Consider the following 17427-nt stretch of genomic DNA (forward strand, 5'->3'; position numbering starts at 1 on the left):
TGGGCCAGATCCGGCTGTAAATCCGACAAAGCCGTCAGCCGCCGCCGTAACCATTCCATTTGCCCTTGTTCGTTCCTATATCCGCGCCACATTCTCCGAAACCGGATCACACGTTCGGGCCGGGCGAGCGCGCTCGGCGACAAGGCACTTGTGTTTTTCGGCCTTAGTCGCTAATCGCCCCGCATTCGACTGAACTGAAGGTCCAGGCCGTCCCCAGGCCGTCCAAGGAAAGAGACTATGGCAAAAGGTAAATTCGAGCGCACTAAGCCTCATGTGAACATTGGCACGATTGGTCACGTCGATCATGGCAAGACGTCGCTGACGGCGGCGATCACCAAGTATTTTGGCGAATACAAGCGCTACGACCAGATCGATGCGGCGCCCGAAGAGAAGGCCCGCGGCATCACCATTTCGACGGCGCACGTCGAATACGAGACCGCCAACCGCCACTATGCCCATGTCGACTGCCCCGGCCACGCCGACTATGTGAAGAACATGATCACCGGTGCCGCGCAGATGGACGGCGCGATCCTGGTGGTGTCGGCCGCCGACGGCCCGATGCCGCAGACGCGTGAGCACATCCTGCTCGCCCGCCAGGTCGGCGTGCCCTCGATCGTGGTGTTCTTGAACAAGGTCGACCAGGTCGACGACGCCGAGCTGCTCGAGCTGGTCGAGCTCGAGGTGCGTGAGCTTTTGACCAAGAACGAGTTCCCCGGCGATGACATTCCGATCGTCAAGGGTTCGGCGCTTGCCGCACTTGAAGATTCCGACAAGAAGATCGGCGAGGACGCCATCCGCGAACTGATGGCTGCGGTCGATGCCTACATTCCGACGCCGGTGCGTCCGCTCGACAAGCCGTTCCTGATGCCGATCGAGGACGTGTTCTCGATCTCGGGCCGCGGCACGGTTGTGACCGGCCGCGTCGAGCGCGGCGTGGTCAAGGTCGGCGAGGAGCTGGAGATCGTCGGCATCCGTCCGACCACCAAGACGACCTGCACGGGCGTCGAGATGTTCCGCAAGCTGCTCGACCAGGGCCAGGCCGGCGACAACATCGGCGCGCTGTTGCGCGGTGTCGACCGTGAGGGCGTCGAGCGCGGCCAGGTCCTGGCCAAGCCCGGCACCGTCAAGCCGCACAAGAAGTTCGTTGCCGAAGCCTACATCCTGACCAAGGACGAGGGCGGCCGCCACACGCCGTTCTTCACCAACTACCGTCCGCAGTTCTATTTCCGCACGACGGACGTGACCGGCATCGTGTCGCTGCCGGAAGGCACCGAGATGGTGATGCCGGGCGACAACATCACCGTCGATGTCGAGCTGATCGTGCCGATCGCCATGGAAGAGAAGCTGCGCTTCGCCATCCGTGAAGGCGGCCGCACCGTCGGTGCCGGCATCGTCGTCACCATCAAAGAGTAATCGCCGGCGCTGCCGGTTGAGATCGGATGCAAAGGGGCGGTCTTCGGGCCGCCCTTTTTGATTCTGATATTCTGGCAATGGATTAACCGCATTGCTTCAAATCCTGTTGCAAGCGCCTCTGCCATAACTAGTATAGGTTGCATCGAGGGGGCTGCCCGAATGGTTCCATGGCGCCGTTTGCATAGTCAGGCATGGTGGTCGCTAGGGCTGATCTGCCTGGTGTCGTTGCTCATTGCGGGGTACGCTGATGCCCTGGCGGCAGCTATAACAGAAACCACGCCCGATCTTGGTCCGACGATGCGGTTTGTTGTCGTGCGCAGCACCGCGCCGGGCTGTGAGCCCAACTGCCCGGAATGGATCTCGGCGGAAGGCACCATAGAAGCCGGCACGCCCGCCCTGCTCAAACGCACGTTGAAGACGCTTGGTGGCCGCAAATTGCCGATCGTCGTCAATTCTCCGGGCGGCAATGTCGATGCAGCGCTTCAACTCGGCCGTATGATCCGCAAGAACAAGCTCGATATCGCTGTCGGCGCGACGATGTTTTACGGCTGCGAGCCGCAGATGAAGAATTGCCGGGCCAATGACGGCAAGGGCGCGGCCTATTTCGGGTTCAGCTATGCCAGCGGCGCCATCTGCAATTCCGCCTGTCCGCTGATGTTTGCCGGCGGAACGCGGCGCGTGGTAGGCGAATGGGCCTTTCTCGGCGTTCATCAGATCACCACGACCTACATCCGGACGAAACTGCTGTACCGCACCACCTATCGCATGGTGAAGGGCAAGAAAAAGATCCTCAGCACCCGGATCGTCAGCCGAAGAGACGCCGGCAGCTACAAGACCTACGAGATGAACAAGCCGCTGGAGAGGCGGCTATCGGCCTATCTGAAGGAGATGGGTATTGATAAGGGCGTGCTGGATATCATGAAGGCAACGCCAGCCAGCGATATAAGGCAGATCAAGCCGGGAGATATGCTGGCGATGAAGCTCGTCACCAGCCTCGAGTCCGTCGACATCCTGACGGAAGCAGCCATATGCCGGCGGAGCCCGGCGCCGGCGAACTGCAAGGAAATCCCTGCGAATGCCAAGCCGGCCGAGGTGGCAGCGATCGATGCTAAGGCCAGACCTTCTCAACCGGCTCAAGTCCCACTTTCTCAGCCGGCGAAGGTGGCACCTACCCAGCCGGTCGAGGCAGCGCCAGGGAATGGGGCGCCGGAGATGCGCTTCGTTGTGGTTCGCGGAAGCAATCCGCTGTGCAATCCCAACTGCCCGGAATGGATCTCGGCGGAAGGCGCGATTGCGCCTCAGACCCCGCAGAAGCTGCGCCAGTTGCTCGCCATGCTTGGCAACCGACGGCTGCCGGTGGTGGTCAGCTCACAAGGAGGCGACCTGTTCAGTGCTCTGGCGGTGGGGCGACTTATCCACGAAAAGAAGCTCGACATCGCCGTCGCCCGCACCGATTTCGTTGGCTGCGACCCGGGAGAGTGGAGTTGCTTGGCTAAAGAGGGCGCCTATGCCGGCCTGACCGTCGATTCGGGAGCGGCATGCGATTCGGCTTGCGCGCTCATGCTTGCCGGCGGCGTCAGACGGTTTGTCGGTCCGCAAGCGCGGCTCGGCATGTACCTGATGGGACAGCAGCAGATAATTAAGCCCTATCTCGAGGACATGGCGATTGGTCCCGGTCTGTTCGCCGCGCTCGAGCAGCGCTCGGTCGAGCGCCAGCTCGAACCCGACCTAATGCTGAAGGTTGGACTGACGACGGGGCCGCAATCGGTGGACGCGCTGACGGGCGCCACCATCTGCAAGTCGTCGCCGAAGCCCGACAACTGCCGCGTTCTGCCGTCCGCCAGCGCCGAGGCAGAGACGCCGGCGAAGCTTTAGCGCAACCTTGCACTGCCCATCGAGGCAGGTTGAGCGGCGCTCGATGTTTCCGCTATCGTCCAGCGCGGTTGAAGACCAGCATGGGAGGGATCGCGAATGAGCCAGGATGTCCCGACATTGTTTGAATGGGCCGGCGGCTCCGAAGCGCTGAACCGCCTGACCCAGACCTTCTACGACAGCGTCTCTCGGGATCCCATCGTCGGGCCGGTGTTCAAACATATGTCGCCGGACCATCCCGCTCACGTCGCAGCCTTCATCGGCGAAGTCTTTGGCGGACCGAAAACCTACAGCGAAAAGCATGGCGGCCACCGCGAGATGGTGATGCACCATCTCGGCAAGCATCTGACCGAGGAGCAGCGCCGGCGCTGGATCAATCTTCTCGCCGACGCCGCCGACGAGATCGGGCTGCCTGACGATCCCGAATTCCGCTCGGCCTTCATGGCCTATGTCGAATGGGGATCGCGGCTGGCCAAGATGAACTCCAACAAGGGCCCGACCTGCGATCCCGAGGCGGAACCAATGCCGGCCTGGGGTTGGGGCGTGCCGGGCGGCCCCTACAAGCCGCCTTCGGGAGACTGACCGGGGCGCGAATCGGTCGAAAACCCTGCCGCCAGGACCCGATTTGCGGGAAATGGGTGGCGGTGAATGGTTCGGTCCGCCAGGCTGGAACGGTTTGAGGCCACCGTGGCCGGCGGGGGCCGCGCTGAAAAACCGGAGGCCTGCGATGGGATCGGACAGCAAAGCAAATTCTGACAGCGACCGCGGACTCCGAAATCCGTTTGGCGTCATGGACGTCCCTACTCCCGACGACGAGGAGGTGTCGGCGTTCGCCGCCGGCGTGAAACCGGAGGGAACTCCAAGCGATGAAAATGCCGAGGCCTGGGGCACCGAAAGCGACCGCGACCGCAACGACACCATCGAAGGCAGCTGGTCCAGCCGTTGGAACGGCGGTGCCGATCCCACGATTCCAGGCGACAGCAAGGATAAATGGAAGTCTGGCTGGGGCGAGGTGAAGACGGCGGGAGAGAGAGTTTACCTGCTGTTCGATTGGCATAATGGCGTGCGCAAAGGGCTCATCGATGCCCGGCGCCAGGGTGCGAAAGGGCTGGTGGGAAAATACATCAATCTGACCGACCCGGAAATCGTGCGTCCCTGGGTCGGCTTGATCGTCAGCAATCAACGGATCGACGGGAAATGGCCGGGAGGACGCCTGGACTTTCGAAGATGAAGGCCGGGTAGCGCACGTCGCTCTTTACAGAGCGCGCGGAAGCTTTTAGGAAGCGCCTGCTGCGCCGACATGCGCATACGGGCATAGCTCAGTTGGTAGAGCGGCGGTCTCCAAAACCGCAGGTCGTAGGTTCGAGCCCTGCTGCCCGTGCCATTCAGGCAACGAAATCAAGCATTTAGGAATTCGCTTGATTGCCGGTAGCGCCGAAATTAGCCTTACACATCTCTTTCACAAACTTGCACGTGCGCAGGGAGTGTCTGGCAGTGGCGGAAAATCACACGATTCTCGAAGGCAAGGTTCACGTCTATCGGCGCAACGACAGCCCGATTTGGCAGTGTTCGACGTATCTCAAAGGCAAAAATTGGCGGGTCAGCACCAAGGAAGACAGCCTGGCGCGGGCTAAGGACTGGGCCGAAGACTGGTATTTCGGCCTGAAGGACAAGGGACGGCGCGGCGAGTTGGTGGCCGAGAAGACCTTCAAAGACGCCGCCGATCAGTTCATCACCGAATATGAGGTGCTGACAGACGGAGAGCGCAACGCCCGATGGGTCCAGGATCATTATCGAAGGGTTCGCACCTATCTGGTGCCGTTCTTTGGCAAGATGGGCCTCTCGACCATCACCGCCGGCACGGTGCAGGACTATCGCATCTCCCGGCTCACACCTGCGGAGGGTAAGAAACTCCCCTCACGCAGCACATTGCACCACGAAACCGTGACCTTGCGCCTGGTCCTGAAAACCGCTGTGCGCCATCGCTGGCTGGCGCATCTGCCGGATATCTCCCAGCCTTACAAAAAGTCTGCGAAGGTCGTCCACCGCGCTTGGTTTACGCCAGAGGAGTACAAACAGCTGTACCAAGCGACGCGGGCCCACGCGCAGAAGGCGCGGGATGTTAGCCACAAAGCCAAGAAGGGCGAGCAGGCCAAGCGGGTGTGGCTGGCGGAACAACTCCACGACAAGATCCTCTTCCTGACGAACACGGGCCTGCGACCGGACGAGGCCACCTGGCTCGAATATCGGGACGTCGAGGTCGTCAAGGACGAGGCGAGCGGCCAAAAGATCCTGGAAATCCAGGTGCGCGGCAAGCGCGGGGTAGGGTACTGCAAAAGTACGTCCGGCGCCGTATTCCCCTTCCAGCGGATGGTGGCGCGCAACAAGCCGAAGCCCACCGACCGGGTGTTTCCGGTCGACCACAAGAAGCAGTTCAACGGCATCCTCGATAAGCTCGGCCTCAAATCCGACCGCGAGGGCAATCGGCGGACGCTGTACTCGCTCCGCCACAGCTACATAAGCTTCCGGTTGCTTGAGGGCGCCGACATCTACCAGATCGCCAAGAACTGCCGGACAAGTGTCGAAATGATCGAGAAGCACTATGCGGTGCATCTCAAGAACCGCCTCGACGCGGCGGCCATCAACGTGCGCAAGCCCAAGCCGGCACAGCGGGCCAAGCCCGAGACGGCAGAGCAGATTGAGGGTTGAGGTGCCTCCTTGGGCTGGGCAGGCTTGAAAGCTGTCCGGGGAGCTTATGGCAATGCGTACAGCGCACTTACGCATCGCCCAATGTGTACGCATTGAGCCAGAGAAAGCGATGCGTTGCTCGGTTTTCTAACCGGGCGCGGGTAGAGCGGCCCGGAGAAAACCGGCAAGTGCGCCAGGGGCAAGCCCCTTGGAACCCCGCTCAGCATCGAGAACCGGGTTTCACCTTGACTGTGCGCCGGGGCCCGACAAAGTGCGGATAGGCAGGGTGACGAATGGCGATCTTTCATCTGCACGTCAAAAACATCAGCCGCGGTGACGGTCGTTCGGTTGTCGCTGCCGCCGCCTATCGGGCCGGCGAAACGCTGCCGAACGACGCGGAAGAACGCGAGAGCGCGTTCGGCGGCCGGCGCGACGTTGTTCACGCCGAGATCCGGATGCCGGCTGGAGCTCCGGTCTGGATGGGCGAGCGTGCCAAGCTTTGGAATGCCGTCGAAGCCGCCGAGAAGCGCAAGGACGCGCGGCTTGCCAAGGAAATCGAATTTGCGCTGCCGCGTGAAGTCGCGCCGGCGATTTGGCTGGAGCTGACTGGCGCCATGGCCGACGCGTACACGCGCCAAGGCTATGTCGTCGATTTGGCGATTCACGAGGACGGCAGGAACACCAATCCGCATGCCCACCTGCTGCTGACAACGCGTCGGATCACGGCAGGAGGATTCGCCGGAAAGCTCCGTGAGGCCGACGGGGTTCGCTTCGTCACCGACGCGCGTGCCATGTGGGCCAAAATTGCCAATGCCAGCTTCGCCAGCGCCGGCCTCGATGCCCGCATCGATGCCCGCAGCCATGCCGCGATCGGTTCGGCGCAGCGCGCGGGCCAGCACGTAGGTGCCGATCGCCAGGCGCGACGGGCACGCCGGGCGCAGATTGATGCAGAACGTATTGCCACGGTCCGCCAGGAGCTGAGAATGCCAAACCCGCTTGCCGACCTGTATCCCCACCTGTCCCTGAGGCGGGACTGGCCGCCTGAAAGCCGCGAGCCGGCGCCGGACATGAGCGAGCGCGAACGTGACGAATTCTGGCTCTATTGGCAGTCGCGGGATCACGAGCGAGGCGATCCGGTTGCCGGGCGCGATCGGCCTGTTCCAGGTCCCGAGGGCGACCTGATACCCTCGCATGAGCTGGAGGCGGCGCAGGACAGGATGATTGCCGAGGTCGAGCAACCGGCTGACCGTTATCCGCTCCCGAACGCGCAGGAACTCACTGCGGAGAACGACAGGGCGTGGTGGGTCAATGCCGAACACCAAAGGCAACCAGAAAGCGAACCTGACGCACCTGAACGGGACCGCGAGGCCTGGTGGCGGACCCGCTGACTGGCGTCTCGGCCGGGATGTGTCGAACGCTAGTGCAGTGAATCTTTTGGAATATGCCTGGGAGGCAGCGCCTCCGCGAGCATGGTGCGTCGTACGCGGGTCGCGGTAGCGCCGGGTGGCAACCCTTCCCGATAGGTTCCGAGCTTGCGGCGACGGTACAGCAGGTAGGCATAGTAATGTCGTTTCACCAGGTGAAACCACAACCATGTTGGCCAATCGCCCCAGCGGCGCCGCTTTGCTAATGCAAGTTCGTAGTCTAACCTTCTGATCCAATAGGGCCGCATAGGAAAAATAGGACATTATTCCTACGGTCTGTCAAAGGATATCGCGATGGCGAAGGATTTTTCGATCGACCCGGAAGCAGACATGCAGAAACTGACCACGCGGATGGTTCAGCTCAACCGCCAGTTTGCCGATCTCTTCGGGCGCTGCTTTGAGCAGCCCGATGTCGCTTATGGCGAGTGGACCAAGTTCGCGTTGAACGACGCCCATTCGTACGAAATCCTGAAAAACCATCTCTTCTCGCTCGGCGAGATGCCCCGGGACGAGACCCGGAAGGAGCAGGCCATCGACGCCAGCTTGCGGCTTCCGGCGTTGTTTCAGGAGTATCGTGGGCTCCGCGACCAGTTGGAGGAGATGCGCGCTGTTAACCCGGCGCATTTCGATGGCATGCAACGTCAGATCCAGGCCGACGCCGATCCATGGTGGGTCAAGCGGTCACCCGGCGCAGCTGCTTCTGGTGGCCATGAGGAAGAGCGGGACTTAAGCCCCGAATGGCAGCGAGATCGCTAAGCCTGCAAGGATCAGGCGGCCCTTTTCCCGGGAAGCATTTTCAGGTGGGCGCCGCTGCGAAGGGCATCGGTGCGGCGTTTGAGCGTGGGGTGGGTACTGAACAAAGCCCCCATTTTGCCGCCGCGAAACATCAGGTAGCCGTATTTGTTTTCGGCCCCGGTCGGCTTGGCCGGTATGCCATGGACCCGCTCAAGGGCGCCAATCATCGCCTCCGGTGAAGCAATGCTGGCACCGATGGCATCGGCCTTGAACTCACGGGCGCGCGACAATCCCTTCACCATAAGCTCGGACCCGGCAAAAAGCGTGTGCCGGGCCGCCGTGCCCATGGCGCCGGTCACCTCCGTCACATCGCGCCCATAGCGCTTGTCTTTGGTGGCCTGCGCCACCACTGTCGTCGCGATGACCGTGCCGAAATTCGCCACGTGACCCATCATGGTCTGGAACCCTTCCGCGAATTGCATCCGTTCCACGTCGTTGTAGACCACGTGCCCGAGTTCGTGGCCAATCACCGCGTCCAGCTCCTGCGGCGACAGCAGGTTCAACAGGGGCTTGCCAATCACGACCGCCGCGTCGGTGCGGGTTCCCATGGCGAAGGCGTTGGTGACATTCACCACGCCGACGGCCGGCGGCTTGATGCCAAGCGTCGCGGCATGTCCGGCGACACGCTGCGCAAGCGGGTGATTGGCCTGGAGGTACTCAACCCCGAACGAATTGCCGACCCTGGCCTTGGCCCGGGCGGTAAACCTGTTGCCGTAGACGAGGCCGGCAACCGCCAAGAGTCCGCCGATCACCCATCCCGGGCTGTCCAGCGGCATCGACACCAAGGGCACACCGAGAAGGCCGCCCATGATCAACCATTGCATGAAGACGCAGGTAAACAGCACGGTGCCCGCCAGCACGAGGGGGGTGCTGACGACGGTGCGGCTTAAGGAGGTCAGGTCGCGTTCCTGGGTTTCACCCGGAGTCGTCAGGTGGAGCGTTGCGGCGGTATCCGGTCGAAAGCGGATCAAGGCGGCTTTCACGACTTTGACGAGGAGCACCACCTGCCAGATCGTAAGCCCCAGGTCGACCAGCACGAACAGGCCTGGCCAATAAAGATGGGGCGGCAGCGGCAGAACAACGCTCGGGTAAAGCCTAAGGCCGCTGTTGATCGCGTACCAGCCGAGCCTCAGCGCCGTGGCCGTCAAATACCTGGCAGCCAGGGGCTTAACTTCGTCCAGGAAAGCACCAAGGGTCATACCGCTCCTCACGTTCTGCGATTGGCTGGTGGAGTGACGCGCTCACGGCAGGCTTGCCCCAGATACCAGGGCACGAGTTTGGCCCGGATCGGGCGGACGCCCCGCGCAAAGACCAGGCCGATGCGGGTCTGGTCCGCGGCGGAGCCACTGAGCAGTTCCGTCACTTCGTCCGGCGTCAGCAGGGGACGGCCGGAATAGGCGATGCCGTGATTGACCGAGCCCGTTCCTGCGCCATTGCCGCTGAAGACCGGGCCGGTCGAGGCGCTGTTGCTGGTCCCTGCCGTGCGGTAGCCGCGCGTCTGGTCGCCGAGGAAATCCGAGATCATCGAGGCGGTAAAGTGTTCGTCGGTGCCGAAGAACGTTTTCACCGAGGTGTTGAAAAACGTCTTCCAGCCGGCGGGATAATGTTCTTCCAGCGTGGGCACGTCCTGAAGGAAGAACCAGAGGCGGACGCCCGCGCCGGCATGCGTGCGGATGGCGTCGCGGAAGCGCGGGAACGGGCCGAGACTCAGGAATTCATCGAGGATGAAGAGGACCGGGATGTCGGGAATGGTTTCGTTCTGGAGCATCGCTTCCAGGGCGGTGGTGAGCGTGATCTTCAGGAACGCGGCGTAGGCGGACATCTTGTGGAACGGCACGGTGATGTAGACGGTCGCCGGTGCATCCTTCAGCGCGCGGAAATCAAACGAAGCCACCGAGGTCGCACGGTGGAGTCCCGGGTCGTCCCAAAGGGCGAACTCGGTGTTGAGGGTATCCCGCAGCGCCGGAATGGCCCTGCTGCGGTCCTTGCCGAGGACAATGTTGGCGGCATTCGCAATGGCATGGTTGCGCGAGCCGGCCATGGTCCTGATCGCCTCGGTGAAGAGGTCGAGCGGCGCGGCGGTGATGCGCCGCACCTCGGCCATGCTGCGATGGCCCGGCGGCGCGGACTCGGTGACGAACATGATGATGGCGGTCAGGATGGCGATGGCATCCTTGCGGAAGAAGTCCGGCGCGTTCGGATCCGGCGGCATGATCAGGTCGGCAAGCGCCTGCGCATCGGAAAACGAGACCACGCCGTCGAGCGGGTTGTAGGCATCGGTTTCGGGCTGGAACGGTGCAATCCGGTAAACCGGCCCGACGTTCTGCCGGCGCCAGGCCGCCGTTTGCGCGTAGAGCTCGCCCTTAGGGTCAAGCACGACGCATGAACCCTTGTAGCGGACCAGGTTGGGGATGATCGTCGTCGTCGATTTGCCGGAGCGTGTCGGCGCCACGGTGAGGAGGTGCCCTTCGCCATCCCAGTGAATCTGGCCGACGACGGCGCCGCCGAGAGCGGGGTCCTCGAAGGCCCCGATCAAAATGGAAGACGCGCTCTCAAATTTCGGCGCCGGGTGCAGCAGGTCGGCATTCAGGAGATCGGAGGCATCCGCCCAGCGCGCCGAACCATGCAGCGGCGGCGGGTTGGCGATGCCCTCGTCGACGCGCCGCTGCTCCTCGCGCTGCTCGTTTTCGATCTGTTTGCGCGCCCGCCGCTGGGCGAACATGTTGGTGATGGCGCTGCCGATTTTAATCCCGGTGGACAGGCCGTCTGTCGCCCCTTTGCCGGACGATCCGAACGGCTCCATTCCCTTCAAGGGATCGAAATCCTTGAACCAATCCGGCATGCCCCAGCCCCCGCAAGACGGGACGATGTAACACCAAGAAACAGCTGGCATAAACCCCCCTCTGGTAGGGGCTGGACGAATTTTCCAGAATGTTCGCTCGCGGATTCGTGACGAGACTACGGTAAGGGCCGGAGTGGAAAGCTGGCGGGCCACTTTCAGTCACACAGCAGAACTGCTGTGCCAGAGGCCTCCGGAAGCGGAGGCAAGAAACAAAAGAGGGGGATGAACATCCCCTTGCCTCTTGAGCAGGCGAACGCCCAGTTTTCCCGTTCTTTGACGCCTTGATTACTGTTCCTTGCAGTTGCCCTTGTTTCCGGCATTTTCACCAGGAAATCTCAAGTTCCGGGTATTCCGCCAGGATTGACGGGCGGAAATCATCCTGTTCGAGACGGGTCGGACGCCAGACGTATTCGAACTGCTCGGAATCGAGCCATTTCTCAAGCGCCTTGGCGGCCTCCGTATCAGAAAGGTCGAATGGAAACTCCTGCACCACACGGTAGCGGCGATGGCCTTGGAAGGCGGCCTCATCGATGGCGGCCGCGATCGTCGCGGGCTTGAAGAGCCTTTCAGCGTATTTCGTCCTCGTATTGGTGGCCATGAGGACATTGCCTTCCGCGCGTTTCATCAGAAGGCACTCCCGAGGTAAGTGTCGGTGATTTTCAGGCGGCCGTGGCCCAGCTCGGCGGAAATCCGGTGGCGCGCCGCGCGGTCGGCGGCACGTTCGTTTCCGCTCATGTCAGCCCAGCGCTTGCCGCCTGCCAGCGGGCAGGACTGGCCGGTCAGCACCGCATAGCGTTGCTGGGCATAGGCGTGGCGGAATCCGTGGGTGTTGCGCAGCCCTGCCTTGAGCGTCTGGTACTCGAACCGCTTGAGGTGTTCGACATAGGTCATCTGCGCGGGGATCAGGGATCCGCCGCCGGGGACAAGGCGCATAACGTGTTCAAGGACCTGCCGCTGTTCCAGCGTGGTGACGGGCACGGTCCGCGCCCGGCCCCCTTTCGTCCAGCTCGCCTGCAAGGCGATCTGGTCGGCGCGGATGGCCGCCTGCGGCTGGAACTTCATGGCCTCCTCGCGCCGCAGGCCAAACGCCACCTGAAGGAGAATCGAGGCCTTGATATAGGGACATTCGATGGTGCCGAGCTTGGCCGTGTCGAGGGTTTGCGCGCGATTGCGCGTGACCTCGCCACGTTCGGCGACGCCGTACGTGGCGTTGTCACGGTTGACGACGTTGGGCTTGTTGACCTTCTCCGCCCACCAGCGCAGCCAGGTGAGGCGGTTGCGGATACTCGCATCCGAGGTGTCGGTATCGAGCCATCGTTCAACAAGGGCCTCGACATGCTTGGGTTTGAGGGAAGTCGCGGACGGCAGCTTGTAGCCGAGGTCCACGAGGTCGTTGGCCATTGCGGACAGGCCGCGCCGGCGGTTGTTTTGAGTGCCATAAGAGCCGTCCCGGTTGCGTTGGCACAGCCGCACCAGGTCCATGGTCAGATCGTCCATCTTGCTCGCTTTTTGTTTTTGGCTGAGTGTTGATGGCCGATGCACGTCCGTAGAGCGTGACACCCCGCGAAGGTCATTCGCGGCAGGGCCGGAATGCGTAATTTCCTTACGGTATGAGCCTCCCGAGCCAGCCGGGCGGCTGGCCGATATGGTTTGCCCTGTTGGGCATCCGGTTACCGAGAGGTCGAAACCGGAGGTGTGGCCGCCGCGGCGGCGCACGTATGCGATAAGCAGTCATTCTGCTCTCCTTTGGTTGGGGAAAAGGTCGGGTGAGATGGATCAGGCAGTTTTTGCCTGCCGGGATAGTGGAGGCTGTCGCCTGTTTGTGGCCAGCACATTGCACCGGAAATGATCACCGAAGCGCGGCGTCATTTGCGAGTCATGTGGTGGCGTTTGCGCGAACCCGGCATCCACCGTGGGATTGCGGGCGGTCTGTCACTCCCCAATACATTGGCGAGTGACAGACCGCCGGCCGCCGGCATCGTCGGACATTCCATGCCCGACCATGCTCGTCACGCTTCTCCGTGTTCCTGGCCAACCGCATTGGCCCGGTACCCGGATTGCGTTCGGCGCGGCAAGCGGTGGCCCGTGTGGGCCGGGCTTGGCGGGTCGGTGGCGACCGCCTGCGCAGTCTGTGCATACGGGAGCCAGGACTGCGGCCCGTCCGGCAGGCCTCCAGCCTCCGCCGCCGCAGCGTGATCGTGTTGTCGAATTTGGCTCGTCACGTCCGATGTCGTGCGATTGGCCATGGCGTTTCCGTCGATGGTCTGCCCGGAGCTGATGACTGTTCTCTTTTAGCCGGCGCGGCCGTCTTGTCCCGTTCCTGCCCGCTCCTTCGCTGCGCTCCCGTGTTGGGGACAAGCCAGCCCTTTACGACGTCTCCTTTGGAACCGTCCTCCGGGACAGACACCATCAACCAAAGGAAAAGACCATGACCATCAAACGCAACACCGAAGCGAAGTCCGAGCCCAAGATGCCGATCTATCACGCCTACACCGTGCGGGACGGCAAGGAAGGCCAGAAGGGCTTCTGGACCCGCATCGGCTCCTTCTTCGCCCACGACGACGGCGAAGGCGGCACGCTCCTCCTCGACGCCCTGCCGCTCGACGGACGCATCGTCCTTCGCGCTCCCAGAGTCGAAGACGACGAGTAGGAGGCCGCCATGCAGCTCTTGACCCAAGACCTGCGGGCGAAGCTGCTGGCGAATGGTCGCCAGCAGCTTCCTCTCCGCGGCGCCGACGGCGAAATCGACTTCATGCCCGTCGTCAAACTGTTCACGCCGGATGCCGGTGCGACCTGGCTACTTACCGAGATCGATCCGGACGACCCGGATATCGCCTTCGGTCTTTATGACCTCGGGCTCGGTTGTCCCGAACTCGGCAGCGTCAGCCTGACCGAACTCGCGTCAGTGCGAGGGCGCCTTGGATTGCCGGTCGAACGTGACCTGCATTTCCGGGCGGACAAGCCTCTGTCGGCTTATGCGAGTGAGGCTCAGCGCCTCGGCCACATCCGAGCATGAGGCCTTCATAAGAAAGAACGCCACCTCCGGGTGGCGTTCAATCTTGTTGACAGTGCCTTGAAGTACCTGAGGCCGACTAGCCAAAGCCTGTCACCATCGTAGAATCGGCTTGCGTACGAGGGGAGCCCTGCCGGGACATGGCTGTGAAAGCGGTAACGCACTGGACCCCGCTCGCCGGAGTACACGGTACGGTTGAGAATCCGGAATGTTGTGATAGGGAATGTGATGCGAAGAGGCTCTTGAAATGAAGCGGATGCGAGAAAAGGACATTCCGGCGTTCGTGGATGAGGTGGCCGCAACCGGCTGCGACATCTGTGCCGTCGGTCCGAGGTACTACGCCATGGGCGATGCCGATGTTCCGCGCGGCAAGCGTCGGGGGCTGTACAAGAAGCTCGCCGAAATCGACGCGCGCTACGGCAGCCGCGACCACCTGCGTTACCAGATCGTGGCGCACTTGGCCTCGATTGGCCGCTGTATCGGCGCGCCTCCACCGGAAGCGGAAGCCTGGCTCGAGGGGCCATTTACCGCCTTGGAACGCAGGATCGATGACGAGGCGCCGGACTTGGACGTCGTCACGGTGTACGACGTGGCACACATCCCGACCTACGCCGCCCTGCTGATCGCGGAAGCGGAGGGCGCCGACTGGTGCGACGTGGCGCGTGTCAGCCTGAACATCGATCCCGACCGTGAGCCGGAACGGGCACGTCGGGCCTGGGCATCGCACTTGGCGCGGGCGCGGTGGATGGCGACGAGCGGCTGCGGAGAGCTTTTGCGGAGCGATTTGTTGCAATAGGCATCGACTGCCGCAGGAAGCCCCCCGGCAGACCGCCTCCAAAAGGGGGGCGGTCCATGGCAGTTCCCGGGGCGGCATCGTAGTGATGTATGCTACTCGGGTATTTCGGTTGTATCGAAGACCAGGAACAGGGTGTCCTCATCCTCTTTCAGCGCGACGTCAGTCCGATAGGAGAGGGACTCATTGGGAGCTTGGTAGACCGTGTGCGCTGTCAGCCTCGGGAGGCTGTCGAAGATTGCCTGCGCGGGCTCAAGTTCACCGAAGAAGCCGATTAAGCGGCGGTTGCGGTTCCATTCCAAGGCCCAGGCCCATGTTTCAGCGGTCGGATGCTTGCGCGTGATGAGTTTGAAGAACCCGTCAGCGGAGATCGCAAGCACGCGACAATCCCAAGGCTCGACCGTACGCATGAATGCGGTCATCAGTGCGTTGCCCCAATCGCTGCGGGTAGCCGTCGCGACTGGATGATAGCCGTGAAGCCAGTACCCTCCACGACGGGTCTCGCGGTTATAGGTCTGCATGTAGAAGAACGCCGTTAGGTGCAAGCGGGCCAGTTCAAACGCGCGATTGTCATCGATCTGCGGCGGACCGGAAAATCGAAACGAGATGTCCACCCCAGGCCCGAGGGTCCCGTCCAACTTCATCTCTTCGCCGCTATCCTTGACCGCCTTCCGAGTGCGACGACTACCGGCATTATTCGCCTTGCGACGCGCGTCCTCAATCGCGCCTATGTCATCATGGGCATAGCGGCCCCAGGCATCGGGCTGGAGAGTGATCGCGGAAATGTCGTCCTCAAGATCGGCCTTGCGCGCGTTGCAGCCTCGGCAGGCATTGAGGATCAGGTTCCATTGGCCGTTTAGCTTGCCTTTGGGGACGAAGCGGCGCCCGATTACATGCTCACGTGAAATGGTGCTGGGTGAAAGCACGTCTCCGCAATAGACGCAGGTGCGGTTGTCGAGCGTTATCGGACGCTGCGGCGACGTTTCGGTTCTGCGGGACCGGGAGATGGATGATTCCATGTGCGAACGATACACCGTCCCTTGCGCGCCGAACAGATCGGGAACACAATGACCTGTGCGCCCCATGCCGTCGGAGGTTGTCGGTGAAGACTTTGACGAAGCTCCGCGGCAGTACGATGTATGCCGGACAATTGGCGGTGGTAGGTCGCGCCAACGAACTTGCCCAACACGCCCGAGCAGGCGTCGAAGTGATTGCGCTTCTACCGCCTGAACCGGTAGACGAAGTACCGTTGGTGCGCCAGTAGGCGTGCCTGATCCTGCGGCGACTGGTTCAGTTTCGGGGGCAGCTGCCACGTCAACTTCTTGCGGAATATCTTCCTAAATGTTATAAGATAACGCACTTCGCGAAAGATCACACATGACCGTTTCGGCGTTTCGGCGGCATCACGACCTGTGTGGCCGACTTTGCGATTAATTGTGGGTGTCGCTGTAATGATACCATAACTGGTGCCCTTATATGGTACCAAAGCGCCATGCCATTCCACCGGCGAGAAGGATTTTCGGATGAACAATGACTATAGCCGGGACCAGCTCCTGGATGCAGTGAGGCACAACATCGTCACGTTCAGCGATTTTATCACCGAGCTCCATGACAATGTCGACGACCAGCGGCTGCACGCGTTTATCGAGCGTCTCCTGATGAATATCTACCTGCGTCACCTCGATGGAAAGACGGTGTCGCGCTCGCAAGCCTGCCGGATGGTTCCTGCAGACCATCTGGACACCTGCAAGAAATACGTGGCCGAAGCGGAACGACTGGGCTTCGTCGCCTTCGAAGACGATCCCAAGGACAGACGTCGAAAGAACGTTATCCCGACGCCTGACCTTATTGAGTACGTCGAAGCGCGGGCACGGGCAACGCTCGATACCGCCTCTGCCATTCTGCAGCGCAAGCCTGTTGTGGCAGATATGAGGCATTCGCTCGGATAGTTTCAAAAATCCATTTGACAAATGGTGCCATATTTTGGTACCAGTTCTTCTGCAAGGAGGAACTGCCAAATGAATGAAACTTACTTCGATCCGAGCAAGCTCATCCTGATCATGAAGGGGACTCTCTTCGGGATCACCATTCTCGCAGTATGTGCCGCTGTGGGGTGCTCTGTTATGGCCCCCGTTGGCTACTGAGGATCCGCGTAAAGGATCCGGCTCCACCAGATGCCCCGAACCTTGGTTCGGGGCGTCTTTTTTTGCGCGTAGCCATTTCTGTCTGCAACTCCGAGGCACGCCTCTAAGCGGGGAAAGACTCGATGCCACGGCACGACGTCGTCTGAGCTGAATGGCACCCCTTGCCGGGGGCGGTCAGTCCCGCGTCCCGCCTGTGGCGGCGCTATGCTGACCCTCCTTAGGCCGCCCTGTTGAACCGGTCTCGGGGTCACGAACCGGCTCCGCCGATGAAATGACCCTTGTCCGCCCTGCGGACATTTCATCGACTCCGCTTTGTACGCCCTTTTTGTTGTGGCCGCTTACGCGGCACGGCTGCGCCGATATGGATGTGCCTGTCGGCACGTTTGTTGTGTGACAGGGAGAGAGGCGCGCGGCCCTCTCTCCCAGCAAGCCGCCGCTGGCGG

16 protein-coding genes and 1 tRNA gene are annotated in these 17427 nt (G+C 61.9%); 12 read left to right on the top strand and 5 right to left on the bottom strand.

All coding sequences use genetic code 11. The annotated features are described in order from the left end of the window. The first annotated feature begins 237 nt into the window (after positions 1-237). The 8 genes from tuf to NKI54_RS15735 all read left to right on the top strand — a co-directional run bounded on the left by tuf (position 238) and on the right by NKI54_RS15735 (position 8153). Positions 238-1413: an elongation factor Tu gene (tuf, locus tag NKI54_RS15700; RefSeq protein ID WP_254817137.1), complete on the top strand. Its 1176-nt coding sequence runs from the start codon at positions 238-240 to the stop codon at positions 1411-1413. 159 nt (positions 1414-1572) lie between these two features. Continuing rightward, positions 1573-3288, top strand: coding sequence for a COG3904 family protein (locus NKI54_RS15705; protein WP_352636971.1), 1716 nt, complete (start codon positions 1573-1575; stop codon positions 3286-3288). Between the two features lie 96 nt (positions 3289-3384). Continuing rightward, entirely contained in the window at positions 3385-3867 is a 483-nt protein-coding gene (locus NKI54_RS15710; RefSeq protein WP_352636970.1) for a group II truncated hemoglobin, read from the top strand. A gap of 145 nt (positions 3868-4012) precedes the next feature. Beyond that, on the top strand, positions 4013-4516 hold the full coding sequence (locus tag NKI54_RS15715) for a hypothetical protein (protein ID WP_352636969.1): 504 nt from the start codon (positions 4013-4015) through the stop codon (positions 4514-4516). Between the two features lie 77 nt (positions 4517-4593). Next, a tRNA-Trp gene (locus tag NKI54_RS15720) sits at positions 4594-4669 on the top strand. 110 nt (positions 4670-4779) lie between these two features. Further along, positions 4780-5994, top strand: a complete 1215-nt coding sequence (locus tag NKI54_RS15725; protein WP_352691884.1) for a site-specific integrase — start codon at positions 4780-4782, stop codon at positions 5992-5994. Between the two features lie 272 nt (positions 5995-6266). Beyond that, positions 6267-7361, top strand: a complete 1095-nt coding sequence (locus tag NKI54_RS15730) for a MobA/MobL family protein (RefSeq protein ID WP_352691886.1) — start codon at positions 6267-6269, stop codon at positions 7359-7361. A 330-nt stretch (positions 7362-7691) separates the two neighbouring features. Next, positions 7692-8153 (top strand): hypothetical protein, encoded by a 462-nt coding sequence (locus tag NKI54_RS15735; RefSeq protein ID WP_352691888.1) that lies wholly within the window; start codon positions 7692-7694, stop codon positions 8151-8153. 11 nt (positions 8154-8164) lie between these two features. Here the strand turns inward: NKI54_RS15735 and NKI54_RS15740 are convergent, their stop codons facing one another. The 4 genes from NKI54_RS15740 to NKI54_RS15755 all read right to left on the bottom strand — a co-directional run bounded on the left by NKI54_RS15740 (position 8165) and on the right by NKI54_RS15755 (position 12531). Then, positions 8165-9391, bottom strand: a complete 1227-nt coding sequence (locus tag NKI54_RS15740) for a M48 family metalloprotease (protein WP_352691890.1) — start codon at positions 9389-9391, stop codon at positions 8165-8167. An 8-nt stretch (positions 9392-9399) separates the two neighbouring features. Further along, on the bottom strand, positions 9400-11187 hold the full coding sequence (locus NKI54_RS15745) for a type IV secretory system conjugative DNA transfer family protein (RefSeq protein WP_352691891.1): 1788 nt from the start codon (positions 11185-11187) through the stop codon (positions 9400-9402). A gap of 169 nt (positions 11188-11356) precedes the next feature. Next, entirely contained in the window at positions 11357-11659 is a 303-nt protein-coding gene (locus NKI54_RS15750; protein WP_352691893.1) for a type 2 periplasmic-binding domain-containing protein, read from the bottom strand. Further along, complete coding sequence (locus tag NKI54_RS15755; RefSeq protein WP_352691895.1) at positions 11659-12531, bottom strand: phage integrase N-terminal domain-containing protein; 873 nt, start codon at positions 12529-12531, stop codon at positions 11659-11661. The genes NKI54_RS15750 and NKI54_RS15755 overlap by 1 nt, the downstream gene beginning before the upstream one ends. A gap of 931 nt (positions 12532-13462) precedes the next feature. Between NKI54_RS15755 and NKI54_RS15760 the strand changes: the two genes are divergently transcribed. The 3 genes from NKI54_RS15760 to NKI54_RS36495 all read left to right on the top strand — a co-directional run bounded on the left by NKI54_RS15760 (position 13463) and on the right by NKI54_RS36495 (position 14843). Next, complete coding sequence (locus NKI54_RS15760) at positions 13463-13684, top strand: hypothetical protein (protein ID WP_352578745.1); 222 nt, start codon at positions 13463-13465, stop codon at positions 13682-13684. Positions 13685-13693: 9 nt separating this feature from the next. Beyond that, positions 13694-14050 (top strand): DUF2958 domain-containing protein, encoded by a 357-nt coding sequence (locus NKI54_RS15765; RefSeq protein WP_352691898.1) that lies wholly within the window; start codon positions 13694-13696, stop codon positions 14048-14050. Between the two features lie 244 nt (positions 14051-14294). Next, positions 14295-14843 (top strand): Y4lK-related protein, encoded by a 549-nt coding sequence (locus tag NKI54_RS36495; RefSeq protein WP_502898225.1) that lies wholly within the window; start codon positions 14295-14297, stop codon positions 14841-14843. Between the two features lie 92 nt (positions 14844-14935). On the opposite strand, the gene NKI54_RS15775 is transcribed toward NKI54_RS36495, so the two are convergent. Next, entirely contained in the window at positions 14936-15859 is a 924-nt protein-coding gene (locus NKI54_RS15775) for an HNH endonuclease (RefSeq protein ID WP_352578747.1), read from the bottom strand. Between the two features lie 504 nt (positions 15860-16363). On the opposite strand from NKI54_RS15775, the gene NKI54_RS15780 reads away from it, so the two are divergent. Next, positions 16364-16789, top strand: a complete 426-nt coding sequence (locus NKI54_RS15780) for a hypothetical protein (RefSeq protein WP_352578748.1) — start codon at positions 16364-16366, stop codon at positions 16787-16789. Positions 16790-17427 lie beyond the last annotated feature (638 nt).

This window comes from Mesorhizobium sp. M0663, from assembly GCF_040320585.1.
Lineage (GTDB): Bacteria > Pseudomonadota > Alphaproteobacteria > Rhizobiales > Rhizobiaceae > Mesorhizobium.